Origin of the sequence: Paraburkholderia sp. A1RI_3L, assembly GCF_048957895.1 — a bacterium.
Lineage (GTDB): Bacteria > Pseudomonadota > Gammaproteobacteria > Burkholderiales > Burkholderiaceae > Paraburkholderia > Paraburkholderia kururiensis.
In genome coordinates this window covers 1,012,674-1,038,418 of sequence record NZ_JARCHA010000001.1, presented here as the reverse complement: position 1 = coordinate 1,038,418, position 25,745 = coordinate 1,012,674, and the positions used below count along the sequence as shown (strand labels likewise).

Below are 25,745 nucleotides of genomic sequence, written 5' to 3'. Positions count from 1 at the left end.
ACGCCAATCGCAGTACCCGGGGGCGCGGCCGGCGGATATCGCAGGCGGCGCCCCCTGTTTTTTGTGGGGCTTGTTTGATGCATTACGGACCGTGGAACAGCGGTCCGCCGCACCGGAACCATTGGCGCGTAAGGTCTGCAGCCATCACAGAAAGGAAGAAGGAACCAGCATGCACACCGGCGAGCGTTTCAACAGCATTACGCACCTCGTCGGCGCCGTACTCTCCGCCGCCGGACTGGCAACGCTCGTCACGATGGGCGCGGTGGACGGCGACGCGTACAAGATCGTCAGCTTCAGCGTGTACGGCGCGATGCTCGTCGCGCTCTACACCATTTCCACGCTGTACCACGTAGCGCGCGGGCCGAAGCTCAAAGCCGTGCTGCAAAAGTGCGATCACTCGGCCATCTATCTGCTGATCGCGGGCAGCTACACGCCGTTCACGCTCGTCACGCTGCGCGGGCCGTGGGGCTGGTCGCTGTTCGGCGTAAGCTGGGGGCTCGCCGCGCTCGGCATCGTGCAGGAGCTGACGCTCGGGCGGCGCACGCGGGCTGTATCGATGGTGCTGTATGTGGCGATGGGATGGCTTGCGCTCGTCGCAGTCAAGCCGCTCGTGCATGCCCTGCCCGCCGGCGGCACCGCATGGCTCGTGGCCGGCGGTGTGATATACAGCCTTGGGATCTACTTCTTCATCAACGACGAGCGCATCCGGCACGGACACGGAATCTGGCATCTGTTCGTCCTCGCCGGCAGCCTCTGCCAGTTCGTGAGCGTCGCGCGCTACGTCGCGTAAGGCGCCACGGCCCAACCCTCGCGCGGCCGCCGCAGTGTCAGCGGCAGCGCGATGCAACTTAAAGCCAGCCGACGTGTCTCGATAGGCCGTCGACTTCTTCGGCACGCGCACTGGCGTGCCGCCCGGTTTTTACCGCGAAGGGCGGGTGCTTTTACGCATCGCCGCGCACGACAAGGCATGCCACCGCGCACGCCGCCACAGCCTCGTTCAGACCGTATTCAGGCTGTGCAGCGGCGACGCGCGGCTGTCATGCGAGACGCTGCGCGCGTCGCCCTTCGCGTCACTGCATTGCAAACAGGTGTTTATGTCTTTCGATTCTCTCGGCTTGTCCGAACCGCTCGTCCGCGCCGTACACGAACTCGGCTATACGTCGCCCACTCCGATCCAGACCCAGGCCATTCCGGCCGTGCTCGGCGGCGGCGACCTGCTCGCCGGCGCACAGACCGGCACCGGCAAGACGGCCGGCTTTACGCTGCCCATCCTGCAGCGCCTTTCCACCATGCCGCCCGCGCCCGGCGGCAAACGCGTCGTGCGCGCGCTGATCCTCACGCCGACGCGCGAACTCGCGGCTCAGGTCGAAGAGAGCGTGCGCGCCTACGGCAAGTATCTGAAGCTGAAGTCGACGGTGATGTTCGGCGGCGTCGGCATCAATCCGCAGATCGATGCGCTCAGGCGTGGCGTCGATATCGTCGTGGCCACGCCGGGCCGCCTGCTCGATCACATGCAGCAGAAGACGATCGACGTCTCGCATCTCGAGATCCTCGTGCTCGACGAGGCCGATCGCATGCTCGACATGGGCTTCATCCACGACATCAAGCGCGTGCTCGCGAAGCTGCCCGCGAAGCGCCAGAACCTGCTGTTCTCGGCCACCTTCTCCGACGAGATCAAGGCGCTCGCCGACAATCTGCTCGACTCGCCCGCGCTGATCGAGGTCGCGCGTCGCAATACGACCGCGGAAACGGTCGCGCAGAAGGTGCACCCCGTGGACCGCGATCGCAAGCGCGAACTGCTCACGCACCTCATCCGCCAACACAACTGGTTCCAGGTGCTCGTGTTCACGCGTACGAAACACGGCGCGAACCGCCTCGCGGAACAGCTCACGAAGGACGGCATCACCGCGCTGGCCATTCACGGCAACAAGAGTCAGTCCGCGCGCACGCGGGCGCTGGCCGAGTTCAAGGACGGCACGCTCCAGGTGCTGGTCGCGACAGACATCGCGGCACGCGGCATCGACATCGATCAGTTGCCGCACGTCGTCAACTTCGACCTGCCCAACGTGCCGGAAGATTACGTCCACCGTATCGGCCGCACGGGGCGCGCGGGCGCGACGGGCGAGGCGGTGTCGCTCGTCTGCGTGGACGAGTTGCAGTTGCTGAAGGACATCGAGCGGCTCATCAAGCGCCCGGTGCCGCAGGAAGTGATTCCCGGCTTCGAGCCGGATCCGGACGCGAAGCCGGAACCTATCCTGCGCCGCGGCCAGGGCGGCGGACGTTCCCAGCCGCGCGACGGACAAGCGCGGCCGCAAGGCGGCGCACCGCGCGCGCCGAAGCGGGAAGCTGCACGAGAAGCGCCGCGCGGAGCCGCGCCCGCTGCCAAGCCCGCGCAAAAGGGCGCCGCGCATCCGCGCGGCAACGCACAGGGCGGCACGGGCCGAAGCGGCCAGGGCGCGAATGGACAGAGCGACGCACGCGCCAACGGGAACAGCAGCGGCCACGCGCGCGCGCAGGAACCGCGTACCGCCAAGCCCGTCAAGCCCGTCAAGCAAGGACATGGCGGATCGAACGGATACGGCGCCGGCAACGCTCGCAAGGACGCACCCCGCCGCGATCAAGACGGCGGCGCGGCGCGCGGTTCGCGCAAGCCGCAAGGCAACCCCGGCGCGTTGCTCGGCGGCAAGGCACGCGGCAACGCCTCGGGCAATCGTTGATCGTCTACGGTGTGATGTCGTGAAGCACGCGCCGACCGCGGCGCGTTGCTGAACGCGCTGGACGCCATGTCATGCGTCCAGCGCTCTACCCTTCCGATGCGCGCCTGAGCAGCGCGATCTGTTCTTCCCAGCGGCGCAACGCCGCTTCCCGCATCCCTTCTTCGAGTTCGAAACGAATCCCGCTCGTGAGCCGCGCATAGTTCACGCGCTGCACTTCGCCCGCGGCAAGCGTGCCCTTGAAACAGGCCAGCGGCAGTGCGGCTTCGCTTGCGCGTTGCATGGGCTCGACATCGAGCTGCGCCTGATAGAAGGCGCCCTCGAACACGAACGTGAGCGCGGCAGTGCCTCGCACGGCCAGCGCTTGCGCTGCCCGCGACTGCGGCCACAATGCGAGGCAAAGCGTGCGCGGCCCCGGCGCGTAGAGTTCTCCGATACCCAGCAACGCCGTGCGCGGACGTCCGCCCTCGCCGAGGGTCACGAGCGATGCCGTGAACCCGACCTTGCCGGCGAGCGACGTACCGTCGAAGAGTGCACGCAGCACATCCGGCCAGACGTCGAAGGTCTGCTGTTGCAGCGCGTTGTTGCGCGTAGTCGGGTCGCTCATGATGCCGTGCCGCGTTGCCTCGCCTGCCGATAAACGCCCCGCCCGAGGCAAGCAGCCCTCATCGGAAGAACACGTGCTGCGTGATCTTGGCGAGCGGGTAATGCACGCCGGGCTGGATTTTCGCGGGCAACTCCAGCGGCTTGAGCAGCATCTTCACGCACATGTCCGCAGACAGATTGCGCCGCACGAGCGCGTTCACGCGCGCCGAGCGCTCGCGGTTATAGGCGGAGTCGTGCACGCGCTCGGGATAGCGAATCGCAAAGACGTGGCGCAGCGCGATCTCCGAGTCCTCGTTCTTGATCTCCATGACCCGACGCATCAGCGCGCCGAGCACGGCGAGCCGGCCGTTACCCTCGATCTTGTTGTACTTCTTGAAGTACTTGAAAAAGTGCTTGTAGTGGCGCACTTCGTCGGTGCGGATGTTGTCCGTGATCTCTTTGAGCACGGGCTCGTCCGAACACTCGTTGATCGCGCGATACAGCGTGGCGGTGCCCGTTTCCACGACGCAGCGTGCCACCATTTCCAGCGCCCGCGTCTTCTCAAATTCCTCGACGCTGCAGGTCTTCGAGTATTCGTCGAAGAAGTTGTGGAACGCGGTGTCCCAGTCGAACTCCGGCCACACGTGCGCGATGTAAGTCTTCAGCGCGCGGCCGTGCTGGAGCTCTTCGTGCTCCCATTCGTTGTTGAGCCACGCCGAGACTTCCGGGTCGTCGTCGAAGAACAAACTCAGGTTGCGCGTGTAGAGGTCGGTGCCGCTCTCGATGAACGAAGCCGCACACAACAGCAGCAGCAGGTCTTCGTTGGCAGCGGCACGCTGTCGGTCTATACGGGAGAGGTCGATGTCTTCGATACGCCAGGTCATTACATGGCGAGGTTCGATGTCAGTGCGCATTGTTTCGTGCTCCCAAGGCGACACCGGCAGAAGAGCGCAAACGCCACCGGGTTGGTTCGCACGGTGGTCCGCTTCCGCCGGTGAAACGTCATTGAAACGTCATACCCTTTCATGCTGCATCTTAGCTGTTGTTTCGCGAATCTGCAGTTAAAGAGCACAGACCGTACCTACGCACGGCAGTTCCGGCAAGAAGCTGTTTGAAATATTCCGTTGTAATGGAGAAGGTTTCTCTGTGGAGAGCGGGCCCGGCCCTGGCTTTCGGCCTCGGGCCCGCTCCCGAACTCAGAACCCGGCGGCAAGGCCGTCGCGGCGGCTGTCGCTCGCGGCGACGTAGCCGCGCTCCGGCTCGTTGCGGTCGAGACGCCAGATGTACTGGCCGGAGCCGAAATCCATGTACGGGTCGTCGACGGACTTGATCGTATGGCCGCGCGCCTCGAGCGCGCGGGCGCAGGCGGGGTCGAGCGTGGCTTCGACGTCGAGCGTGAAGTCGCGGTTCACCTTCCAGCGCGGCGCGTCGCACGCAGCCTGCGGCTGCTGGCCGTAGTCGAGCATCCGCACGATGGACTGCAGGTGCCCTTGCGGCTGCATGTCGCCGCCCATCACGCCGAAGCTCATCACCGCTTCCTCACGGCCTTCCACGCGCTGCGTGAGGAACGCCGGGATGATGGTGTGGAACGGCCGCTTGCCACCTTCCACGACGTTCGGCGACTTCGGGTCCATCGAGAATCCACAGCCGCGGTTCTGCATCGAAATGCCCATGTCCGGCACCACGATGCCCGACCCGAAGCCCATGTAGTTCGACTGGATGAAGCTCACCATCATGCCGCGCTCGTCGGCGGCGCTGAGGTAGATCGTGCCGCCCGCCTTCGGCATGCCGAAGTCGAACTGCGTCGCGCGCTTCGGGTCGATCAGCTTCGCACGCCCGGCGAGATACGCGTCGTCGAGCATCTGCTGCGGCGTGACCTCCATGGAACGCGGGTCCGCCACGTAGCGGTACACGTCGGCGAACGCGAGCTTCATGGCCTCGATCTGCAGATGCTGCGACTCGACGCTGTCCACCTGGATCGCGCTCACGTCGAACTGGGCGAGGATGCCGAGCGCGATCAACGCCGCGATGCCCTGGCCGTTCGGCGGAATTTCGTGCACGGTGTAGCCGCGATAGTCTTTGGAAATGGGCTCGACCCAGTCGGCGCGGTAGTTGCGCAGGTCGTCCAGCGTCAGCGCGCCGCCGCCCTCGCGCGCGAACGCGGCAATGCGTTCGGCGATCTCGCCCTCGTAGTAGGCGCGCGGACCTTGGGCCGCCAGCATGCGCAAGGTCTTCGCGTGGCCGGGAAAACGCACGAGTTCGCTCACCTCGGGCGCGCGGCCGTGCGGCATGAACGCGGCGGCAAAACCGGGCTGATCTTTGAGGTCCGGCACTGCGGCCGCCCATTTGTAGGCGACGATGCTCGCCACCGCATGGCCGCGCTCGGCAATCTCGATGGCGGGCTCCATCAGGTCCGCGAACGGCAGGGAGCCGAACTTCGCGTGCAACGCCTCCCAGCCGGCAATCACGCCGGGCACCGTCACGGCGTCCCAGCCGCGCTTGGGTTGCATCGCAAGGCCGTTTTCCTCGCCGTAGCGGCGCCGGAAGTAATCGACGTTCCACGCGGCCGGCGCCACACCCGACGCATTGAGGCCATGCAGCCTGGCGCCATCCCAGACCAGCGCAAAGGCATCGCCGCCCAGGCCGCACGAAACGGGCTCGACCACGGTAATGGCGGCTGCGGCGGCAATCGCCGCGTCCACCGCATTGCCGCCTTTCCACAGCATGCGCAGTCCGGCCTGCGCGGCCAGCGGATGCGAGGTGGACACGATGTTGCGGGCGAACACAGGCAGGCGGGGCGTGGGATAGGGGTTGTGCCAGTTAAAGCGTGTCATGTTGTTTCCAGTGTGGCCAGGTGGCGGAAGGCGGAGCAGCGAAACCGAACATTGCAGCGTGAAGCCGTTCAAAGCGCAAATTCATTTATGGCATGAATAAATGCGGGTTGCATCTGAATCCGGCGCAAGGCGGGGAAGTCTTAAAATACGCCGACCCGCACAACAACGAGATGCGCCTGTAACGCGCCACCGGCACAGACACCATGACACGAGACCCCCGCCTCACCCTGAACGCACGCCAACAGGAACTGCTCGAATGGGTGCAGCGCGACGGCTTCGTCACCGTGGACGACCTGGCGGCACATTTCGACGTCACGCCGCAAACCATCCGGCGCGACGTCAACTGGCTCGCCGACCTGAACCTCCTGCGGCGCTACCACGGCGGCGCCACCCTGCCCACGAGTTCGGAGAACGTCTCCTACACCGCGCGCCAGCGCATGTTCCACGAGGAAAAACGCCGCATCGCCGCGCTCGCCGCCACGCACATTCCCGACCAGGCGTCGCTCTTCATCAACCTGGGCACCACGACCGAGGAAGTGGCGCGCGCGCTGAACCGTCATCGCGGCCTGCGCGTCATCACGAACAACCTCAACGTGGCCAGCATGATGAGCGGCTACCCGGACTGTGAGGTGCTGATCACAGGCGGTATCGTGCGCCCGTGGGACAAGGGGATCGTGGGGGAGCTAGCCATCGACTTCATCCGCCAGTTCAAGGTGGACTTCGCGATCATCGGCACCTCGGGAATCGAGACCGACGGCACGCTGCGCGACTTCGACACGCGCGAGGTGCGCGTGGCCGAAGCCATCATGTCGCATGCGCGCACGGTCTTCCTCGTGACCGACCATTCGAAGTTCGGCCGCCCGGCGCTCGTGCGCCAGGGCCACCTGAGCCAGGTCCACGCCCTTTTCACCGACGAAGCCCCGCCCGCCGACATGACCGAGACGCTCACGCAGACCGGCACCCAGGTGTACGTGGCGAAGTGAGCACCGAAGTGAGCGCTTCACCCAGGCAAAATGCGCCAATGCCGACGTGAGCCACTGCGCAGCGCGCCGACTCACCTGAGCGCTTGCTGCACCGCACGCAATACTTCGAGTGAAATCAAGGATTTGCCCGCGCGACCAAACCGCTTGTCGATGGCCTGCTTGTCAAAGGGAAAATTTTCAGGGCACGGTTTGTACAACAGTGTGCGGTTGACTACACTCCAGTTCCCCGCCGCCATGCGGCCACGCGCGTTGCGCATTGGCCCACCCGCCCGGCTCTCACGCCGGACAGCGGCACTGCCGAAGCCTTCCGCCGTATCCGTTCACCTCGCCCCCGGCTGTTGCCGCGGCGAGACTGCCGGGTCCGGCCCACTGGAGAGGACGACGATGCTGAGCCCGCATGAATTCGCCACGCTACTGCTCGTGAAGGACGCTCCGAACCAGCTCGACATGGAGCGCGAAGAACTGGACGCGCTGCTCGAGCGACAACTCGTTCAGCTCGAAAAGCTCGCTTCAGGCAACCAGCGGTGGCGTCTCACGGAAACGGGCGATACCGCCCTACGCGCCATCAAGCGTCTTTCCTGATCTGCTGGCTGGCGCGGGCTTCGCCCGCACCGCCTTGCCGGTCGCCCTGCGTGTGGCCGGCGGGTGACCTGCGAGCCGGTAGTCCCTTTTCGAATCCGTGCAGTGGCTTCCTGCCCAGATGCCGGTTTGCTGCACGGCCTTCCCCGACGCAGGCGCACGACAGTCAGTGCGCACGTGCGCCTGCAATGACAGTCACGCGGCCCGCGCGCTTCGAGGTCGCGTGACTTTTTTTGCGTCCAGGCCCTCATCTATCCTTCGGCTCACCCCGCCCGCAGCGTCGGGTCCACGGCCGCGCGCCAGCTGAGCGCGTTGGCCCGCTGATCGTTGAAGAACATCACCCATTGGTTGCGCAGCTTCGGATCGCCGCTCGCGGCCAGCGTCGCGTAGCGCTGCGCGATCAGCGTCTGGAACGCGCAGTATTCGTCCTTCGAGATGCGGCGGTGCCGGCTCGCCACATAAGCGTCCAGCAGCGTCGAGTAGACCGGTTGCGCGTCGTTGCCGTAATCGGTGGACGGCGCGCCGCACATCTCCTGCAACGACGCGAGCGACGGCGCGCCCCACCCGCCCGCCACGTTCGCCGACGTGCTGATGCACCCGCTCAGCAGCGCCGCGGCGCCCACCATTCCCGCCATTGCCCAGATCGTCTTCACCTCAATCCTCCTTTGCCTCGTGGTTCGCGGCCTCCCACACGGCGAGGCGCGGCTACGGCACCGAGTATCGCCGCTCGCGCCCCGGCGTGCCACCGGCAGGGCAGGATTCATCAGATTCGAACTTTACATTTTCGAATTTGTTCACTAAAGTTCGAAAACGAAAACTATCGGTTCGATAGCTTTTCGCTTCATCCCCATCTAACAGGCATCTGGCCCGCCGGCGATCGTCCGATTGCAGCGCCGGCCCTCACGCGGAGACACAGCAGGTGACGCAAGGATCAAGGTTCGATCTGCTCGTCGTAGGCGGCGGCATCAACGGCGCGGGCATCGCGCGCGACGCCGCGGGCCGCGGCTTTTCGGTACTGCTCTGTGAACAGGACGACCTCGCCGCGCACACCTCGTCGGCCAGCACGAAGCTGATCCACGGCGGCCTGCGCTATCTGGAGTACCGCGAGTTCGGGCTCGTGCGCAAAGCGCTGCAGGAGCGCGAAACGCTGCTGCGCGCGGCGCCGCACATCATGTGGCCCCTGCGCTTCGTCATGCCGCACATGCCGGATCTGCGCCCGGCCTGGCTGATCCGCGCCGGTCTCTTCCTCTACGATCACCTCGCCAGGCGCGAACTGCTGCCCGGCTCGCGCGGCATCGACATGCGCCGGCATCCTGCGGGCGCGCCGCTCGTCGACTCGATCCGGCGCGGCTTCGTGTATTCGGACGGCTGGGTGGACGACGCTCGCCTTGTCGTGCTCAACGCGCTCGACGCGAGCGAACACGGCGCGCGCGTCATGACACGCACGAAGCTCGTAAGCGCCGTGCGCGCGGGCAACGAGTGGCACGCGAAACTGCAACGTACCGACGGCACCTCCTTCGACGTGCGCGCCGGCGCCATCGCCAATGCCGCCGGCCCGTGGGTCGCCGAACTGCTGCACGGCGCGCTGGGGCGCGGCGCGCAGCACAGCGTGCGGCTCGTGAAAGGCAGCCACATCGTCACGCGGCGCCTCTTCGATCACGACCACGCCTACATCTTCCAGAACCCGGACAAGCGGATCATTTTCGCGATTCCGTACGAGCGCGAGTTCACGCTGATCGGCACGACGGACATCGAATATCGCGACGATCCGGCGCGCGTGGCCATCGACGCAAACGAAGTGCAGTACCTCTGCGATTCGATCAACCGCTATTTCAAGCGCCACATTGCGCCGGCGGATGTCTGCTGGACCTACTCGGGCGTGCGTCCGCTGCTGGAAGACGAAAACGCCGACAACCCGTCGGCCGTCACGCGCGACTACAAGCTCGAACTCGACGCGCCCGAAGGCACCGCGCCGCTGCTCTCGGTGTTCGGCGGCAAGATCACGACGTTTCGCAAGCTGGCCGAAGAGGCCGTCGATACGCTCGCGGGTGCACTTGGCCAGCAAGCGCCGACTTGGACCGCGGGTGCGCCGCTGCCGGGCGGCGACATCGAACGCGCGAACTTCGAAGGTTTCCTCGCGCGCTTTCAGCGCGAGCACGCATGGCTGCCCGCCGATCTCGCGCGGCGCTACGCGCGCGCCTATGGCACGCGCGCGACGAACGTGATCGGCCATGCGCACTCGCTGGCCGAGCTTGGCCGGGCCTTCGCGCCGGGGCTCTACGAAGCCGAACTGCGCTATCTGCGCGACGTCGAATGGGCGCGCAGCGCGCAGGACGTGCTGTGGCGCCGCTCGAAGCTCGGCCTGCACGTGGAGCCCGGCACGCTCGCCGCAGTCACGACCGACATCGACGCATGGTTGGCGCAAGAGCCGGCGGCACGGGCGGCGTGAGGTTAAAGGCTTGAGGCCGGCGCGCGCAGTCGACCGGCCAGTAATGCAGTCACTCAGTAATCGGACCGCCGCCGAGCGGTACGCAGAACAACAGGCTTTTCCCGTCGCGAGTCCCCGCTCGCGATTCACGAAAACGCATGGAGAAGAGACACATGACGGACCAGTACATCCTCGCACTCGACCAGGGCACAACCAGCTCGCGCGCCATTCTGTTCGACCGTCAGGGAAACATCGTTTCCACGGCGCAAAAGGAATTCCAACAGATCTACCCGAAGCCGGGCTGGGTAGAGCACGATCCCCAGGAAATCTGGTCGACCCAGGCCGGTGTCGCGGCCGAAGCGGTGACGCGCGCCGGCCTGAACGGCACGTCGATTGCCGGCATCGGCATCACGAACCAGCGTGAGACCACCATCGTGTGGGACCGCGAGACGGGGCATCCCATCTACAACGCCATCGTCTGGCAGGACCGCCGCACCGCCGACTTCTGCGACCAGCTGAAAGCGCAGGGGCTCGAAGAGAAGGTGCGCGCGAAGACCGGTTTGCCTATCGACGCCTACTTCTCCGCCACGAAAATCCGCTGGATTCTGGACAACGTGGAAGGCGCGCGCGAAAAGGCCAGGCAAGGCCGCCTCGCGTTCGGCACCGTGGACAGCTGGCTCGTGTGGAACTTCACGAAGCACAGCCTGCACATCACCGACGTCACCAACGCGTCGCGCACCATGCTCTTCAACATCCATACGTTGAAGTGGGACGACGAACTGCTCGAAGCGCTCGACATTCCGCGCAGCATGCTGCCCGAGGTGCGCCCGTCGTCCGAGGTGTACGGACCGACCGTGACCACCGTGTTCGCCTCGAAGATTCCGATTGGCGGCATCGCCGGCGACCAGCACGCCGCGCTCTTCGGCCAGATGTGCACGGAATCGGGCATGGTGAAGAACACCTACGGCACAGGCTGCTTCCTCGTGATGAACACGGGCAGCAAGCCGATCGAGTCGAAGAACAATCTCGTCACGACCATCGCCTGGCAGATCGGCGACCAGATCAACTACGCGCTGGAAGGCAGCATCTTCATCGCGGGCGCCGTGGTGCAATGGCTGCGCGATGGGCTCGGCATCATCAAGAGCGCCGCTGAAATCGAAAGCCTCGCGCGCAGCGTGCCGCATTGCGACGGCGTCTATCTCGTGCCCGCATTCGCCGGACTCGGCGCGCCGCACTGGAATGCCCGCGCGCGCGGCACGCTCTTCGGCATCACGCGCGGCACCACGTCGGCACATATCGCGCGCGCGGCGCTCGACTCCATCGCGTATCAGTCCGTCGACGTGCTGAAGGCCATGGAAGCCGACTCGGGCATCCGCATCGGCGAGCTGCGCGTGGACGGCGGCGCCTGCGCCAACAATCTGCTCATGCAGTTCCAGGCCGACATGCTCGGCGTGGATGCGGTCCGTCCGCAAGTGAGCGAAACCACGGCGCTCGGCGCCGCCTATCTGGCAGGCCTCGCCGTGGGCTACTGGAAGGACGTGGGCGAGTTGCAGCAGCAATGGCAGCTCGATCGCCGCTTCTCGCCCGCCATGGAGCCACGCGACGTCAAGCAGTGCCTCGACGGCTGGCAGCGCGCCGTGCGCGCCGCGAAGGCCTGGGCCGACGCGCCCTGATCCCCCTCGTCTGACGCAGCTTCCCGCTGCGCGCTGGCTGCATCGCGAGCACGACCGGCTCGCGGCAGCCCGGTGAAACAGCGGTCCGTCGCAACGGCGGACCGTCTCCCCAATGGCTCAGGAGAACAAGAATGTCACCCTATATTGCGGAGTTCGTGGGCACGGCCATGCTCGTGCTGCTAGGCGACGGCGCCGTCGCCAACGTGCTGCTCGCGCGCACCAAGGGCAAGGGCGCGGACCTCATCGTCATCGTGATGGGTTGGGCGATGGCGGTGTTCGTGGCCGTGTACATCACGGCGTCGTTCAGCGGCGCGCATCTGAATCCCGTCGTCACCGTGGCGCTCGCGCTCGCGGGCAAGTTCGCCTGGAGCAAGGTGCCCGGCTACGTGGCGGCGCAGATGCTGGGCGGCATGGCCGGCGCGCTGCTCGTGTGGCTCGCCTACCGGCAACACTTCGCGAAAGAAGCCGATCCCGACGTGAAGCTCGGCGTGTTCTGCACGGCCCCCGCCATTCGCAGCGTGCCGCACAACTTCCTCACCGAAATGATCTGTACCTTCGTGCTGATTCTGGGCGTGCTGTATCTCGCCTCGCCGCAGGTGGGGCTCGGTGCGCTCGACGCGCTGCCCGTGGGTCTGCTCGTGCTCGGCATCGGCATCTCGCTGGGCGGGCCGACCGGCTACGCGATGAGCCCGGCGCGCGACCTGTCGCCGCGGCTCGTGCACGCACTGCTGCCTATTCCCGGCAAGCGCGACAGCGACTGGCACTACGCGTGGATTCCCGTGGTGGGGCCGCTCGCAGGCGGTTCGATGGCTGCGTGGATCTACCTGCACGCGCATTAACGGGCGCGCATCGCTGAGGGCCAAGGGCGGCGTTTGCGGCGAGACGCGCGCCGCCCGTGACGGCAGGACGGCCGCCCGTTTCCCGACATTCCCGACATTTCAGGATGGCTGAGCATTGGCTTGCAGCGCGAGGCCGCATGCGGCCGCGTGTGTGCATCGCGATGAAGACGTGCAGTCCGAAGGACGTATCATGGCGCCTTCCCATTCCCGCGCGCGCCACCGCCGGACGCGCTTCATCCGGTTTCCTGCATGATCGACCATCTCATCTGCGACTGCGACGGCGTGCTCGTCGACAGCGAAGTCATTGCCGACCGCGTGCTCGCCGAGACCCTCACCACCACCTTCCCCGGCATCGACTTCGGTCCCGTCGTGAAAACGGCATTTGGCCAGCAGACCTCGCGCTTTCTGTCGAACGTCGCGAGCGAGTTCAACCTTCAGCTGCCGCCCGACTTTCTCGAGACGATCGAACATAACGTGGAGCGCGCGCTCGCGGAATCGCTGAGCCCCATCAACGGCGTGCGCGATGCCTTGCAGCGCGTGCCGCTGCCCGCCGCCGTGGTATCGAACAGCCGGCTTGCCCGCGTAAGCGCGTCGGTGCGGCGCGCGGGGCTCGCCAATCTCTTCGGGCCGCGCGTGTTCAGCGCCGAGCAGGTGCCGCGGCCCAAGCCCTTTCCCGATATCTACCTGTACGCGGCGCAGCAGCTCGGCGTCGCGCCGGCGCGCTGTATCGTCGTGGAAGACAGCATCGCGGGGCTCAACGCGGCGCGTGCCGCGGGCATGAAGACCATCGCGTTCGTGGGCGCAAGCCACATTCCGCACGGCTACGCGGACGTGCTGCGTGAAATGGGCCTCACGCGGATCATCGAACACATGGACGCGCTGCCCGCACTGATCGAAAGCGGCGTGCGCGGCGAGTTTGGGGACGTGCAGTCCTGAGGGTGACTGCGAGGTGCGCCGGCGTGGCCGGCCAAGCAAGGCCGGCGCGCGGCGTCCGTAGGCCGGACGCCGCGCCGCCAACTCACACTACCCGGCCTTACGCCTCATCCGTACAACACTCGCGCGCGGCCGCAAGCGCCTCGCGAAACTGGACGAGTTCCGCAATCGTCAGCATCGGCAGACGATGCTGAGCGGCAAAACGCTCCACCTCGGCGCCGCGCGCCATCGTGCCGTCGGCGTTCATCAACTCGCAGAGCACACCCGCCGGCTTGAGGCCAGCCAACACGGCCAGATCGACCGTGCCTTCGGTATGGCCGCGTCGCGCCAGCACCCCGCCAGGCGCCGCACGCAGCGGAAACACGTGGCCAGGGCGAGCGATGTCGGCCGGCTTCGCGTGGTCCGCAATCGCAGTGCGGATGGTCGTGAGCCGGTCCGCCGCCGAAACGCCCGTGGTCACGCCTTCGCGCGCCTCGATGGAAACCGTGAATGCCGTGCCGTGGCGGCTCTCGTTGTGCGCCACCATGGGCGGCAATTCGAGCGCGCGAACCTTCTCGTCCGGCAGGCACAGACACACGATGCCGCTGCATTCGCGGATCAGAAGCGCCATGGTTTCGACGCTGAGCCGCTCGGCGGCCACGACGAGATCCGCTTCGTTCTCGCGGTCGTCGTCGTCCTGAAGCACGACGGGGCGGCCATCGCGCATGGCCTGCAACGCGGCGGCAATGCGTGGCGGGATGGGTTCGGTGGCCAGCAACGGAAGATCGGCCGAGGCGTCGAGCGGACGCGCCGCATCGGTCTGGCCTTGAAGGCGGGTGGAGTTCCCGAAAGACAACGGAGAGTGGGACATGTGAAACGCTCCTCGCAAAAAGTTGGGCGAAAAACGTTTCAGGGCATTGCAAACAGACAAGCACCCGCACAGGCAAGCCGCAAGCGGCCAACCACAGCGCCCCGCAACGACATGGAACGCCATGCCGCACGCGCGCAGACGCGCGCCGGCAACGGCGGGCAGAGTGACCATCTGCACATCTTCTTCCATCCGGACTATGACCGTCGGCTCTGGCATCGCACCAGATCTGCTGACCCCGCCATGCCGCGGCACACAGGCCGCAGGCGTTCGTACTGACTAGCGGGCGCTCGCGGGCTTGCCGGCTTTGCCGTGAAGGCAGGCCGACCTACCGCCGGTGGGGAATTTCACCCCGCCCTGAAGACGCACTGATTGCCGGAAAATCCGGCGGGCAAAGCATACAACAACCGCGACGATGGCGCAGCGGACCTGCGCCGCGATGCCGCGCACGGCACCGCTCATCCCTCGTGCCGTGCCGCATCGGGCGGAGCGTCCCAGCGCGGCGGCGTCTCCGCGTTCACGGTGACGCGAAACGCACGCGCCTCCGTGTCGCCGGGATTGCGCAGGCTGTGCGGCTGGTCCGCATCAAACACGATGGCGTCGCCGGTTGCGAGCAACTGGCGCTGGTCGTGCACGCTGAGTTCGAGCGTCCCCACGCTCACCACGAGATTCACCAGCGTGCCCGGCGTGCGGCGCGTGCCGTACTCGGTATGCAGCGGCGCGATGCGCAGCTCGTGGAACTCGGCGGCAACGGGCTCGCCTTCGGGATAGAGCGCGCGTTCGGCATAGCCGCCGTCCGCGCTCACCACGCGCCGCGCGCGACTGGCCGGCAGGTGTTCGAAACCGTTCACCGCGTGGCGGCGCAGGAACGCCGCGACCGAGACCTTCAGGGCCGCGGCAATCTTGCTCAGCACCTTGATGGACGGCACGCTGCGCGCCGATTCGATCTGCGCGAGCATCGCTCGCGAAACGCCGGACGCGCGAGCGAGTGCGTCGAGCGAAAGCTGGCGCTCGGCACGCAGCCGCGCAAGATTCACTCCGACGAGATGTTCCAGCAGATCGAACTGCCCTGCGTGGGCGTCGGGGGTCTCGTCGGCGGCATCGCGGACAAGCGCAAGCGGGGAATGCATGATCGCCTCCTTTCCTTCGTTCTGCCGCGCATCCGGATCGCGCATGGATCGCGCATGGATCGCGCACGGATCGCGCACGGATCGGGCAGCTGAAACTCGAATGGAGGCTATCGTCGCATCGGCTTGTGCCCGCGCCAACGAAGTTATCTTCACACCGTTATCACTATCGCGGACGGCGGTTTCGGGAAAGCTTCGAATCGCTCGTCATAAGCGCTCGTTCGTTGCGGCGCGCCCGATGCGCCTCGCGTTCAGCACGCGTCTTCGCGCACCGTTACAGGCGCCGCACGACCAGCCGCTTGCCCGCGAACGCCGGATCGCTGCGCATCCAGACGCGCCGCGATCCACGTGACGAACAGTGCCGCGACAGAGACCGCCGCGGCCACCCACGGCAGCGCGTCGTAACCGAGGCCGTGCGAGATGGCGAGACCGCCCAGCCACGCGCCGCCCGCGTTGCCGACATTGAACGCGCCGATGTTCAGCGTCGATGCGAGGTTCGGTGCGGCGGCGGCTTTCTCCACCACGCGCATCTGCAGCGGCGGCACCGTTGCGAACGCGGCCACGCCCCAGACGAACACGGTGACGGCGGCCGCAATCTGCGAATGGCTCGTCTTCGTGAACACCGCCATCACCACGGCGAGCATTGCGAGAATGCCCATGAGCGAGGGCATCAGCGCGCGGTCGGCGAGCTTGCCGCCCACCGTGTTGCCGAGCGTGAGCCCCGCGCCGAACAGCACGAGAATCAACGTCACGGCGCGCGGCGAGAAACCCGCGACGTTTTCGAGAATGGGCGTGATGTACGTGAACACGACGAACACGCCGCCGAAGCCCAGAATCGTCATGGCGAGCGCAAGCCACACCTGCGGCTCGCGCAGCACGCGCACCTCGTGGCCGAGTCCCGCGGGACCGGCGTCATGCCGGTTCGGCACGAGCGCCGTAATGCCCACGAGCGAGAGCACGCCCAGCACGCTCACGATCCAGAACGCCATGCGCCAGCCGAACTCCTGGCCAATGAAGGTGCCGAACGGCACGCCCAGCACGTTCGCGAGCGTAAGACCGGTGAACATCAACGCGATGGCGCTCGCGCGCTTTTCCTGCGCCACGAGCGAAGCGGCCACCACGGAGCCGATGCCGAAGAACGAGCCGTGCGCAAACGACGCCACGACGCGCGCCACCATCAGCAGCGAATAGTCCGACGCGACCGCGCAGAGCACATTGCCCGCGACGAACACGCCCATGAGCAGTTGCAGCGCGAGTTTGCGCGGCATGCGGCTCGTCACGACGGCAAGCAGCGGCGCACCCACGGCAACGCCCAGCGCGTAGCCCGTGACGAGCAGACCGGCCGACGGAATCGAGACCGCGAGATCGCGCGCCACGTCGGGCAACAGCCCCATGATGACGAACTCGGTGGTGCCGATGGCGAACGCGCTGATGGCGAGCGCCAGTAAGGGAATGGGCATGGAAATCTCCTGAACCGGTGCAAAAGGCCGACGCGCCGTGCGCGCAACGACCCGACAAGGCGCGCATTGTGGCTGCGCCGCGTCAATTTGATAATCGGCCCGGAATCGAAAACATTTTCAAACAAAACCGAAGAATAGGGATCGAGGAGGCAGCAGACTTCGCCGGCACCGGACGGGAAGAGGCGGAGGGTAAATCGGGGCGAATGGCAGGCTCGCGCCGGTCCTGTCGAGATTGCGGCATGCAGCGCCCCGCGCACCGCGCCAACGCCCTGCCCAAGCGGCTCGCGGGTCGCAAAGCGGAAACGGCGGCGGGCTATAATATGCAATTCCACCGCGCGCCCCAGCCGCCGCGGCGCGGCCCTTCCTTGCTCTTCCCGGCCTCGCCCGCACTCCGGCAATCATCATTCGAACAAGCCCGGCGCGAGGCTCTCCACCTTTTTGAACAACGCCCCCAGGTCAACCACTGCGAACGGCGAAACCCGATGACCAAGAAAGTTTATGTAAAGACCTTTGGCTGCCAGATGAACGAGTACGACTCCGACAAGATGGTCGACGTGCTCGGCGCCGCTGAAGGCCTCGTCAAGACCGACTCCCCCGAAGACGCGGACGTCATTCTCTTCAACACCTGTTCCGTGCGCGAAAAAGCGCAGGAAAAAGTCTTCTCCGATCTCGGCCGCGTGCGCGAACTCAAGGAAGCGAACCCCAGCCTGCTAATCGGCGTGGGCGGTTGCGTCGCGAGCCAGGAAGGCGCGGCCATCGTCGCACGCGCGCCTTACGTCGACCTCGTGTTCGGCCCGCAGACGCTGCACCGCCTGCCGCAGATGATCGACGCCCGTCGCGCAAGCGGTCGTGCGCAAGTGGACATCACGTTCCCCGAAATCGAGAAGTTCGACCACCTGCCGCCCGCGCGCGTCGAAGGTCCGAGCGCGTTCGTCTCCATCATGGAAGGCTGCAGCAAGTACTGCAGCTATTGCGTGGTGCCGTACACGCGCGGCGAGGAAGTGTCGCGCCCGCTCGACGACGTGCTGACCGAAATCGCCGGCCTCGCCGACCAGGGCGTGCGCGAGGTCACGCTGCTCGGCCAGAACGTGAACGCTTATCGTGGAAAATTCGGAGGAGCGCTGAGCGCCGGCTCACACGAAGTCGCGGACTTCGCCACGCTGATCGAATACGTGGCCGACGTGCCGGGCATCGAACGCATCCGCTATACGACGTCGCATCCGAAGGAATTCACGCAGCGCCTGATCGACACCTACGCGAAGGTGCCCAAGCTCGTGAGCCACCTGCACCTGCCCGTGCAGCACGGCTCCGACCGCATCCTGATGGCGATGAAGCGCGGCTACACGGTGCTCGAATACAAGTCGGTAATCCGCCGCCTGCGTGCCATCCGGCCCGATCTGTCGCTCTCTACGGACATCATCGTCGGCTTTCCCGGCGAAACCGAAGCGGACTTCGAGAAGACCATGGCGCTCGTCGACGAGATGAGCTATGACACGAGCTTCTCGTTCATCTACAGCCCGCGGCCAGGCACCCCTGCGGCGAACCTGCACGACGACACGCCGCGCGAGGTCAAGCTGAAGCGCCTGCAGCACCTGCAGGCCACCATCGAGGAAAACGTGGCGCGCATCAGCGCGTCGATGGTCGGCAACGTGGAGCGCATTCTCGTGGAAGGACCGTCGCGCAAAGACCCGACCGAACTCGCGGGCCGCACCGAGAACAACCGCGTGGTCAACTTCCCGGCGCCCGTCGCGTCGCACGCGCGGCTGATCGGCCAGATGATCGACGTGAAAATCGGCCACGCGTACCCACATTCGCTGCGTGGCGAGTTGCTGCTGACGCAAGACGAATCCCACGACGAAACTCACGAGAAAGCCCACGACAAAGCGCATGGCGGCAAACCGGCCGCGGCGCATTGAACCTGCAGCGCCTGGCGCGCGCGTGCCCCGAACCGCGGCGCGCGCCCGCCACCGCCCGAATCCACGGCCGCTAACCGGCAGGAGTAGCCAGACACCTTGAAGACCACCCAGCAACTGGAATTCACCGCCCCGCGCGACGACAACGCCCGGCTCGCCAATCTCTGCGGGCCGCTCGACGAAAACCTGCGCCAGATCGAACAGGCGCTCGACGTGACGCTATCAAGGCGCGGCCACCGCATCGCAATTCGCGGGCGCGGCGCGAAAGTCGCCATGGCTGCCCTCGAAAACTTCTACAACCGCGCGCGCGAGCCGCTTTCCGTCGACGACATCCAGCTGGCGCTCGTCGAAGCCCGGCACCCGGCCACCACGGGCACGGGCACGAACGGCAACGAGGAACTGGACCCGCGTTTTCGCGGCGACCCCGACCATCCGTTCGACGAACCCGCACACGCCGACGGCGAGGCCGAAGAACCGGGACCTAAGCTCTACACGCGCCGCGCCGACCTGCGCGGCCGCACGCCGGCCCAGCGCGAATACCTCAAGCAGATCGTGTCGCACGACGTGACGTTCGGCGTGGGTCCGGCCGGCACAGGCAAGACCTATCTGGCCGTGGCCTGCGCCGTGGACGCGCTCGAACGCGACCAGGTCAAGCGCATCGTGCTGACGCGCCCGGCCGTCGAGGCGGGCGAGCGGCTCGGCTTTCTGCCCGGCGACCTCGCGCAGAAAGTGGACCCGTACCTGCGTCCGCTCTACGACGCGCTCTACGACCTGCTCGGCTTCGACAAGACCGCCAAGATGTTCGAGCGCCAGATGATCGAAATCGCGCCGCTCGCCTACATGCGCGGCCGCACGCTGAACCACGCGTTCATCATCCTCGACGAGGCGCAGAACACCACGCCCGAGCAGATGAAGATGTTCCTCACGCGCATCGGCTTCGGATCGAAGGCCGTGGTGACGGGCGACACGACGCAGATCGACCTGCCGCGCGCGCAGAAGAGCGGCCTCGTGGAAGCGCAGCAGGTGCTCGCGAACGTGCGCGGCATCGCGCTCACTCGCTTTACGAGCGCGGACGTGGTGCGCCATCCGCTCGTCGCGCGCATTGTCGAGGCCTACGACGAGCACGCGAAACAAGAAGAAGCATGACGCGCGCGCCCAAACTGAAACTGACGCTGCAATTTCCGGCCGCGAAGGCATTCCCGCAACACAAGGCGATGCTGCCGCGCGCCACGGTCGCGAACTGGGTCAAGGCGGCCCTGTTCGCGGACGCGGAACTCACCGTGCGCTTCGTCGACGCCGAGGAAGGCCGCACCTTGAACCGCACCTACCGCGGCAAGGACTACGCCACCAACGTGCTCACCTTCGCCTACGCGCAAAGCGAAGAAGACCCGGTGACGGGCGACCTCATCCTGTGCTGCCCGGTGGTCGAGCGTGAAGCCGCCGAGCAGGGCAAGCCGCTCGCCGCTCACTACGCGCATCTGCTGGTGCACGGCGCGCTCCACGCCCAGGGCTACGACCACGAAACCGACGACGAGGCCGAAGAGATGGAAGGCATTGAAACCGATATCATGAACTCCCTCGGTTTCCCCGATCCGTACCGCGCCGACTGAACCCGCCGCCCTCAAGTGAGCCCCCGCTATCTCTCGACACCACTTGCCGCCGGGGCGGCTCCGTGTCCTGACTATCCGCCGTCGCTCGGCGCCTCGCGCCTGCTCACGGACGAAGAACTCCGCGCCTCGCTCGACTGCACCTTGCAGCAATGGGACGGCCAAAGCGACCTGTGGCTGTTCGGCTATGGATCGCTGATCTGGAACCCGGGCCTGCCCACCGTGGAAAGCGTGCGCTCGCGCGTGCATGGCTACCATCGCGGGCTTTATCTGTGGTCGCGGGTGAACCGCGGCACGCCCGAGCAGCCGGGCCTCGTGCTCGCGCTCGACCGCGGCGGCTCGTGCCAGGGCATGGCGTTTCGACTGGCCGCCACGGGCGTGATGCCGCATCTCGAAGCACTGTGGCGGCGCGAAATGCCGATGGGCTCGTATCGTCCGGCCTGGCTGCCGTGCAAGCTGGCCGACGGGCGCTTCGTGGAAGCGCTGGCCTTCGTGATGCGGCGCGACGTGCCCAGCTACACCGGCAAATTGTCCGACGAGACGGTTCGCACTGTGCTGGGATGCGCTTGCGGCCGCTACGGATCGACGCTCGACTACGTGCGGCGCACGGTCATCGCGCTGCGCGAAATCGGCATGCCGGACCGCGCGCTGGAAGCGTTGCTGCGGCGCTGCGCGGCGGACGCTGCGGCGTCGGCGCCTTGATGCGGTGCCTGAATCACCCCAGCAGCCACGGCCGGAAAGTGCGAGGGGGGCGATGGGGGCGAAGGGGACGACGGGGCCACGCTCGCTTCGCACTCGCGCCGAAATTTGTCCACCCGCAGCCGCGCGGGTTTCTGCGATAGCATTGAACGACGTTGCCCGCGCGCAGCGGCATCGGCCAGACGGTTCACGGCCACTCGGCAAGGCGCCGTGCCCAACCACGGCGGCCACGCCGGCAGCGCCCCTGGCCAACGCGCTGGCCGCCTGGCTACACGGTCGCGCCACCCGCGTGGTGTATCCTTAACCCTCCGCAACAGCGCGCCCGGCATGGCGGGGCGCACCACCATGAACGACTCTTATCCCAGTCGACGACAAACCGGCAAACCTCACGAAAAGCGCTCGCTGCTCGAGCGACTGACCGACTTCATCTCGCCCGAGCCCGATTCCCGCGGCGAGCTTCTCGAGATTCTCCAGGACGCGCACGAACGCAACCTCATCGACGCGGATTCGCTCTCGATGATCGAAGGCGTGTTCCAGGTCTCCGAACTGTGCGCCCGCGACATCATGGTTCCGCGCGCGCAGATGGACGCGATCAACATCGCGGACAATCCCGACGAATTCATTCCATACGTGCTGGAAAAGGCGCACTCGCGCTATCCGGTCTACGAAGGCAATCGCGACAACGTGATCGGTGTGCTGCTCGCGAAAGACCTGCTGCGCTACTACGCCGAAGAAGAGTTCGACGTGCGCGGCATGCTGCGCCCCGCGGTGTTCATTCCGGAGTCGAAGCGCCTCAACGTGCTGCTGCGCGACTTCCGCATGAACCGCAACCACATCGCCATCGTCGTGGACGAGTACGGCGGCGTAGCCGGCCTCATCACGATCGAAGACGTGCTCGAACAGATCGTGGGCGACATCGAAGACGAGTACGACTTCGACGAGGAAAGCGGCAACATTATCGAATCGCCCGACGGGCGTTTTCGCGTGCGCGCGCTTACCGAAATCGGCCAGTTCAACGAGGTCTTCGGCACGCATTTCCCCGACGAGGAAGTGGATACCATCGGCGGGCTCGTCACGCACCACTTCGGGCACGTGCCGCATCGCGGCGAAAAAGTGCGTATCGACGATCTGATCTTCGAAGTACTGCGCGCCGACGCACGGCAACTCCACATGCTGCTGGTACGTCGCGACGCGATGGCCGGCCAGCGCGAGGCGGCGCTGCAACCGCCGGGGACCTGAAGCCGGCGCCCTGGCGGGGCCACGGTGTTCCCTCCGGACCACCGGGCAGGCTGACTCGGCAGACATCCGGCCGCAACCCGGCCAAACCCGCCAGATAACGCAGCGCTTCGCTCCAACGCCACACACCTCGCCGATACCCCGGATAGCCGCGGCGCGACTCGCGGCACATCCCGCGTCCCGCCCCCGACATGCGGCGTGGCGCGAACCTCGCCAAGCCGCATCGCGTCACAACCTTATGCAACAATCGCTCGCCGGCCATCGGCCGCGCCCCGAGCACTTACACGAGCCACACTGGCACTCACTGAATTCGACCATGGCCGACCCCATTTCCTCGCGCCTGCGTTCCGGCGCGGCGCCCACCGCCCCTGATGCCGCCGAATCGGCAGGCGGTCGCGCGCTGCCGCGCTGGCATTACCTCGCCGCCCTCGCAGCAGGAGCCGCCAACACACTTTCATTCGCGCCCACGCCGCACGGCGGCTGGCTCGAAATCGCGATCTTCGCGTTCTTCTATTTCTGGCTCACGCGCACCACGGGCTGGAAGAGCGCCGCCCTCACCGGCTGGGCCTTCGGCTTCGGCAACCTCGTGACCGGCGTGTGGTGGCTCTACGTCAGCATGCATTTCTACGGTGGCATGCCCGCGCCGCTCGCGGGCGCGGCGCTCGCGCTGTTCTCGCTGTACCTCGGCTTCTATCCCGCGCTCGCGGCCGGTATCTGGTCGTTTTGCGCCGGCCACGCGAACAACGGCAAAGCGGGCGACCGGCCGTTTTCGCCGACATGGCACGGCGCGTTCGCCTTCGCCAGCGCCTGGGCGCTCGGTGAGTGGCTGCGCGGCACGGTGTTCACGGGCTTTCCGTGGCTCGCGAGCGGCTACGCGCAGGTGGACGGACCGCTCGCCGGATTCGCGCCGGTGGTCGGCGTGTACGGCGTGGGCTGGATGCTGGCGCTCGTGGCCGCGCTGATCGTGCAGGCCGTCACGCGCGCCGCGCAGTCGGGCCGTTCGTCCGCAAGCGGCAAGACGAATGGCGTGAGCGGCGCGCCTGCGTCGCTTGACGCAGCAAAGCCCGCTGCTGGCGTGGCCGTGTCGGGCGGCATCGCGATCGCGCTCGTCGCCGCCGGCATGGCGCTCTCGTTTGTCACGTGGACCGTGCCCGCCAACGCACCGCTGCACGTACGGCTGCTGCAAGGCAACGTCAAGCAGGACATGAAATTCGAAGAAGCGGGCGTACTGCAGGCCATCAACGAATACCAGCAGATGATCACCGCGAAACCGGCCGACCTCGTCGTGACGCCCGAAACCGCGATTCCCGTGCTCGTGCAGCAGGTGCCCGACCGCTTCGCTACGGCGGTCCGCCAGTTCGCGGACTCCACGGGCACGGCGATCCTGTTCGGTGCGATCGGCGGTACGGTCACGCCTGATGGACGCATCGTCGACTACACGAACAGCCTCTACGGCATCACGCCGGGCTCGCGCGAACTGTACCGCTACGACAAGCATCACCTCGTGCCATTCGGCGAGTTCGTGCCTTGGGGCTTCCGCTGGTTCGTGAACCTCATGAACATTCCGCTGGGCGACTTCGCGCGCGGCACGCCGGTGCAGCAGCCGTTCGTCGTGCACAACCAGCCCGTGGCCGTCGACATCTGCTACGAAGACATCTTCGGCGAAGAGATTGCGCGCAGCATTCGCGACAGCGCGACGCCCGCGGGCGTGCTCGTCAACACGACCAATCTGGCGTGGTTCGGCAACACCATCGCGCTCGACCAGCATCTGCAGATCGCGCGCATGCGCTCGCTCGAAACCGGGCGGCCGATGCTGCGCGCCACCAACACGGGCGCGACCGCCGCCATCGACGCCCGCGGCCGCGTGATCGCCCGCCTGCCCACCTTCACCGAAGGCACGCTCGACGTCGACGTGCAAGGCACCTCGGGCTTCACGCCCTACGTGACGAGCGGCAACAACACGGTGCTCGCGGTGTCGCTGCTGTTGCTCGCGTTCGGGTTTGCGTTTGGGCCGGGGCGGCGGACGTCGAGGAAAAAGTAAGGGGCGACGGCGGCACGACGGCGGCACGATGTCGCGAATCGGACACGAGGGCGTTTGCCCTCGTGAGTCGCCCGAGCGAATCAGCCAGGCGGCCTACCCCGCTGGAAGTCTCAACCCACCGCCAATCCGGTAAAATTCAACGTTTTAGCCCCCGGCCGCATACCAGCCGGCTCGCGCTGCGGAGGGTCCGCACGGCGCCGGGCCGCGGGGCGCCATCTGCCCGAAAGGCACTTCATGCTCACGTTTCAGCAAATCATCCTGACGCTGCAGTCCTACTGGGACAAGCAGGGCTGCGCGCTGCTCCAGCCCATCGACATGGAAGTCGGCGCGGGCACCTCGCACGTCCATACCTTCCTGCGCGCAATCGGTCCCGAGCCCTGGCGCGCCGCGTACGTGCAGCCGTCGCGCCGTCCGAAAGACGGCCGTTACGGCGAAAACCCGAACCGCCTGCAGCACTACTACCAGTACCAGGCGGTGCTGAAGCCGGCGCCGGAAAACATCCTCGATCTCTATCTCGGCTCGCTCGAAGCGCTCGGCTTCGACCTGAAACAGAACGACGTGCGCTTCGTGGAAGACGACTGGGAAAACCCCACGCTCGGCGCCTGGGGCCTCGGCTGGGAGGTCTGGCTCAACGGCATGGAAGTGACGCAATTCACGTACTTCCAGCAGGTGGGCGGCATCGACTGCAAGCCGGTGCTGGGCGAAATCACCTACGGCCTGGAGCGCCTCGCCATGTATCTGCAGAAGGTCGAGAACGTCTACGACCTCGTGTGGACCGAGTGGGAAGAGCCAGGCCCGAACGGCCCCGAGGTGCGCCGCCTCACCTACGGCGACGTCTATCACCAGAACGAGGTCGAACAGTCGAAGTACAACTTCGAGCACGCGAACGTCGATCTGCTCTTCACGTTCTTCAACAGCTACGAAGCGGAAGCGAAGCGGATGATGGACAACGCGCTCCCGCTGCCCGCCTACGAACTCGTGCTCAAGGCCGGCCACACGTTCAACCTGCTCGATGCGCGCGGCGCCATTTCGGTCACGGAGCGTGCTGCCTACATCGGCCGCATTCGTGCGCTCTCGCGGCTCGTGGCGCAGGCGTATTACGACTCGCGCGAGCGGCTCGGCTTCCCGATGCTCGGCAATCCCGTGCACGGCGTGCCCGGCCTCACGACCGATGCACAAGACGCCGCAATGCCCGCCTGGGCGCCGCCGCTGAAAGTCGAACGCAAGTTCGACGAGGAATGACGGGA

General features: G+C 66.4%; 23 protein-coding genes and 1 riboswitch. Of the genes, 15 read left to right on the top strand and 8 right to left on the bottom strand.

The window, feature by feature from the left end; all coding sequences use genetic code 11:
- The first annotated feature begins 169 nt into the window (after positions 1–169).
- Positions 170–790 carry a PAQR family membrane homeostasis protein TrhA gene (gene trhA, locus PXJ20_RS04850; protein ID WP_017772744.1) on the top strand — a complete coding sequence of 207 codons (621 nt, stop codon included), beginning with the start codon at positions 170–172 and terminating at the stop codon, positions 788–790.
- A gap of 304 nt (positions 791–1,094) precedes the next feature.
- Positions 1,095–2,717 (top strand): DEAD/DEAH box helicase, encoded by a 1,623-nt coding sequence (locus tag PXJ20_RS04845; RefSeq protein ID WP_421030287.1) that lies wholly within the window; start codon positions 1,095–1,097, stop codon positions 2,715–2,717.
- A gap of 85 nt (positions 2,718–2,802) precedes the next feature.
- Here PXJ20_RS04845 and PXJ20_RS04840 read toward each other — a convergent pair whose 3' ends face one another.
- The 3 genes from PXJ20_RS04840 to PXJ20_RS04830 form a co-directional block, all read right to left on the bottom strand.
- On the bottom strand, positions 2,803–3,321 hold the full coding sequence (locus tag PXJ20_RS04840) for a hypothetical protein (RefSeq protein WP_421030286.1): 519 nt from the start codon (positions 3,319–3,321) through the stop codon (positions 2,803–2,805).
- A 58-nt stretch (positions 3,322–3,379) separates the two neighbouring features.
- The gene (locus PXJ20_RS04835; RefSeq protein WP_026121029.1) at positions 3,380–4,213 is read right to left on the bottom strand and encodes a ferritin-like domain-containing protein; all 834 of its coding nucleotides are present in this window, start codon (positions 4,211–4,213) and stop codon (positions 3,380–3,382) included.
- Positions 4,214–4,495: 282 nt separating this feature from the next.
- A complete protein-coding gene (locus tag PXJ20_RS04830; protein ID WP_421030285.1) occupies positions 4,496–6,133 on the bottom strand; it encodes a gamma-glutamyltransferase family protein in 1,638 nt (545 codons plus the stop codon).
- Positions 6,134–6,336: 203 nt separating this feature from the next.
- Between PXJ20_RS04830 and PXJ20_RS04825 the strand changes: the two genes are divergently transcribed.
- Positions 6,337–7,116: a DeoR/GlpR family DNA-binding transcription regulator gene (locus tag PXJ20_RS04825; protein ID WP_017772739.1), complete on the top strand. Its 780-nt coding sequence runs from the start codon at positions 6,337–6,339 to the stop codon at positions 7,114–7,116.
- A gap of 71 nt (positions 7,117–7,187) precedes the next feature.
- Here PXJ20_RS04825 and PXJ20_RS04820 read toward each other — a convergent pair whose 3' ends face one another.
- Entirely contained in the window at positions 7,188–7,373 is a 186-nt protein-coding gene (locus PXJ20_RS04820; RefSeq protein ID WP_126877607.1) for a hypothetical protein, read from the bottom strand.
- Between the two features lie 127 nt (positions 7,374–7,500).
- Between PXJ20_RS04820 and PXJ20_RS04815 the strand changes: the two genes are divergently transcribed.
- A complete protein-coding gene (locus tag PXJ20_RS04815; protein WP_017772738.1) occupies positions 7,501–7,698 on the top strand; it encodes a hypothetical protein in 198 nt (65 codons plus the stop codon).
- Positions 7,699–7,958: 260 nt separating this feature from the next.
- On the opposite strand, the gene PXJ20_RS04810 is transcribed toward PXJ20_RS04815, so the two are convergent.
- Positions 7,959–8,321 carry a hypothetical protein gene (locus PXJ20_RS04810; RefSeq protein ID WP_421030974.1) on the bottom strand — a complete coding sequence of 121 codons (363 nt, stop codon included), beginning with the start codon at positions 8,319–8,321 and terminating at the stop codon, positions 7,959–7,961.
- Positions 8,322–8,614: 293 nt separating this feature from the next.
- Between PXJ20_RS04810 and glpD the strand changes: the two genes are divergently transcribed.
- The 4 genes from glpD (at position 8,615) to PXJ20_RS04790 (ending at position 13,571) form a co-directional block, all read left to right on the top strand.
- A complete protein-coding gene (gene glpD / locus PXJ20_RS04805; RefSeq protein WP_421030284.1) occupies positions 8,615–10,144 on the top strand; it encodes a glycerol-3-phosphate dehydrogenase in 1,530 nt (509 codons plus the stop codon).
- Positions 10,145–10,296: 152 nt separating this feature from the next.
- Entirely contained in the window at positions 10,297–11,796 is a 1,500-nt protein-coding gene (glpK, locus tag PXJ20_RS04800) for a glycerol kinase GlpK (RefSeq protein WP_421030973.1), read from the top strand.
- Positions 11,797–11,927: 131 nt separating this feature from the next.
- Positions 11,928–12,635, top strand: a complete 708-nt coding sequence (locus tag PXJ20_RS04795; RefSeq protein ID WP_017772734.1) for an MIP/aquaporin family protein — start codon at positions 11,928–11,930, stop codon at positions 12,633–12,635.
- A 249-nt stretch (positions 12,636–12,884) separates the two neighbouring features.
- On the top strand, positions 12,885–13,571 hold the full coding sequence (locus PXJ20_RS04790) for an HAD family hydrolase (RefSeq protein ID WP_421030283.1): 687 nt from the start codon (positions 12,885–12,887) through the stop codon (positions 13,569–13,571).
- A gap of 97 nt (positions 13,572–13,668) precedes the next feature.
- Here the strand turns inward: PXJ20_RS04790 and ribB are convergent, their stop codons facing one another.
- From ribB to PXJ20_RS04775, 3 genes are all read right to left on the bottom strand, one after another.
- The gene (ribB, locus tag PXJ20_RS04785; RefSeq protein ID WP_421030282.1) at positions 13,669–14,418 is read right to left on the bottom strand and encodes a 3,4-dihydroxy-2-butanone-4-phosphate synthase; all 750 of its coding nucleotides are present in this window, start codon (positions 14,416–14,418) and stop codon (positions 13,669–13,671) included.
- Between the two features lie 173 nt (positions 14,419–14,591).
- Positions 14,592–14,784: riboswitch (FMN riboswitch) on the bottom strand.
- Between the two features lie 89 nt (positions 14,785–14,873).
- Positions 14,874–15,545, bottom strand: coding sequence for a helix-turn-helix domain-containing protein (locus PXJ20_RS04780; protein ID WP_199541698.1), 672 nt, complete (start codon positions 15,543–15,545; stop codon positions 14,874–14,876).
- Positions 15,546–15,793: 248 nt separating this feature from the next.
- Positions 15,794–17,002, bottom strand: a complete 1,209-nt coding sequence (locus PXJ20_RS04775) for an MFS transporter (protein ID WP_017772730.1) — start codon at positions 17,000–17,002, stop codon at positions 15,794–15,796.
- 482 nt (positions 17,003–17,484) lie between these two features.
- Here PXJ20_RS04775 and miaB point away from each other — a divergent pair, with 482 nt between their 5' ends.
- From miaB to glyQ, 7 genes are all read left to right on the top strand, one after another.
- Positions 17,485–18,918: a tRNA (N6-isopentenyl adenosine(37)-C2)-methylthiotransferase MiaB gene (gene miaB / locus PXJ20_RS04770; protein WP_421030281.1), complete on the top strand. Its 1,434-nt coding sequence runs from the start codon at positions 17,485–17,487 to the stop codon at positions 18,916–18,918.
- Between the two features lie 96 nt (positions 18,919–19,014).
- A complete protein-coding gene (locus PXJ20_RS04765) occupies positions 19,015–20,061 on the top strand; it encodes a PhoH family protein (RefSeq protein WP_126877614.1) in 1,047 nt (348 codons plus the stop codon).
- A complete protein-coding gene (gene ybeY / locus PXJ20_RS04760) occupies positions 20,058–20,525 on the top strand; it encodes an rRNA maturation RNase YbeY (RefSeq protein ID WP_277597296.1) in 468 nt (155 codons plus the stop codon). The genes PXJ20_RS04765 and ybeY overlap by 4 nt, the downstream gene beginning before the upstream one ends.
- 15 nt (positions 20,526–20,540) lie before the next feature.
- Positions 20,541–21,224, top strand: a complete 684-nt coding sequence (locus tag PXJ20_RS04755) for a gamma-glutamylcyclotransferase (protein WP_413213045.1) — start codon at positions 20,541–20,543, stop codon at positions 21,222–21,224.
- Positions 21,225–21,566: 342 nt separating this feature from the next.
- Positions 21,567–22,460 carry an HlyC/CorC family transporter gene (locus PXJ20_RS04750; protein ID WP_026121025.1) on the top strand — a complete coding sequence of 298 codons (894 nt, stop codon included), beginning with the start codon at positions 21,567–21,569 and terminating at the stop codon, positions 22,458–22,460.
- A 313-nt stretch (positions 22,461–22,773) separates the two neighbouring features.
- Positions 22,774–24,498 (top strand): apolipoprotein N-acyltransferase, encoded by a 1,725-nt coding sequence (gene lnt, locus PXJ20_RS04745; protein WP_421030280.1) that lies wholly within the window; start codon positions 22,774–22,776, stop codon positions 24,496–24,498.
- A gap of 234 nt (positions 24,499–24,732) precedes the next feature.
- Complete coding sequence (glyQ, locus tag PXJ20_RS04740) at positions 24,733–25,740, top strand: glycine--tRNA ligase subunit alpha (protein ID WP_081884822.1); 1,008 nt, start codon at positions 24,733–24,735, stop codon at positions 25,738–25,740.
- Positions 25,741–25,745: the final 5 nt, after the last annotated feature.

Bases quoted from the DNA above. Each gene is read 5' to 3' on its own strand.
- PXJ20_RS04775 (WP_017772730.1), bottom strand. From the start codon at position 17,002: ATGCCCATTCCCTTACTGGCGCTCGCCATCAGCGCGTTCGCCATCGGC.
- PXJ20_RS04835 (WP_026121029.1), bottom strand. From the start codon at position 4,213: ATGCGCACTGACATCGAACCTCGCCATGTAATGACCTGGCGTATCGAA.
- trhA (WP_017772744.1), top strand. From the start codon at position 170: ATGCACACCGGCGAGCGTTTCAACAGCATTACGCACCTCGTCGGCGCC.
- PXJ20_RS04750 (WP_026121025.1), top strand. From the start codon at position 21,567: ATGAACGACTCTTATCCCAGTCGACGACAAACCGGCAAACCTCACGAA.
- PXJ20_RS04820 (WP_126877607.1), bottom strand. From the start codon at position 7,373: ATGCGCAACGCGCGTGGCCGCATGGCGGCGGGGAACTGGAGTGTAGTC.
- PXJ20_RS04830 (WP_421030285.1), bottom strand. From the start codon at position 6,133: ATGACACGCTTTAACTGGCACAACCCCTATCCCACGCCCCGCCTGCCT.
- PXJ20_RS04845 (WP_421030287.1), top strand. From the start codon at position 1,095: ATGTCTTTCGATTCTCTCGGCTTGTCCGAACCGCTCGTCCGCGCCGTA.
- lnt (WP_421030280.1), top strand. From the start codon at position 22,774: ATGGCCGACCCCATTTCCTCGCGCCTGCGTTCCGGCGCGGCGCCCACC.
- ribB (WP_421030282.1), bottom strand. From the start codon at position 14,418: ATGTCCCACTCTCCGTTGTCTTTCGGGAACTCCACCCGCCTTCAAGGC.
- glpK (WP_421030973.1), top strand. From the start codon at position 10,297: ATGACGGACCAGTACATCCTCGCACTCGACCAGGGCACAACCAGCTCG.
- miaB (WP_421030281.1), top strand. From the start codon at position 17,485: ATGACCAAGAAAGTTTATGTAAAGACCTTTGGCTGCCAGATGAACGAG.
- PXJ20_RS04795 (WP_017772734.1), top strand. From the start codon at position 11,928: ATGTCACCCTATATTGCGGAGTTCGTGGGCACGGCCATGCTCGTGCTG.
- glyQ (WP_081884822.1), top strand. From the start codon at position 24,733: ATGCTCACGTTTCAGCAAATCATCCTGACGCTGCAGTCCTACTGGGAC.
- PXJ20_RS04840 (WP_421030286.1), bottom strand. From the start codon at position 3,321: ATGAGCGACCCGACTACGCGCAACAACGCGCTGCAACAGCAGACCTTC.
- PXJ20_RS04780 (WP_199541698.1), bottom strand. From the start codon at position 15,545: ATGCATTCCCCGCTTGCGCTTGTCCGCGATGCCGCCGACGAGACCCCC.
- PXJ20_RS04810 (WP_421030974.1), bottom strand. From the start codon at position 8,321: ATGGTGGGCGCCGCGGCGCTGCTGAGCGGGTGCATCAGCACGTCGGCG.
- PXJ20_RS04790 (WP_421030283.1), top strand. From the start codon at position 12,885: ATGATCGACCATCTCATCTGCGACTGCGACGGCGTGCTCGTCGACAGC.
- PXJ20_RS04815 (WP_017772738.1), top strand. From the start codon at position 7,501: ATGCTGAGCCCGCATGAATTCGCCACGCTACTGCTCGTGAAGGACGCT.
- ybeY (WP_277597296.1), top strand. From the start codon at position 20,058: ATGACGCGCGCGCCCAAACTGAAACTGACGCTGCAATTTCCGGCCGCG.
- PXJ20_RS04825 (WP_017772739.1), top strand. From the start codon at position 6,337: ATGACACGAGACCCCCGCCTCACCCTGAACGCACGCCAACAGGAACTG.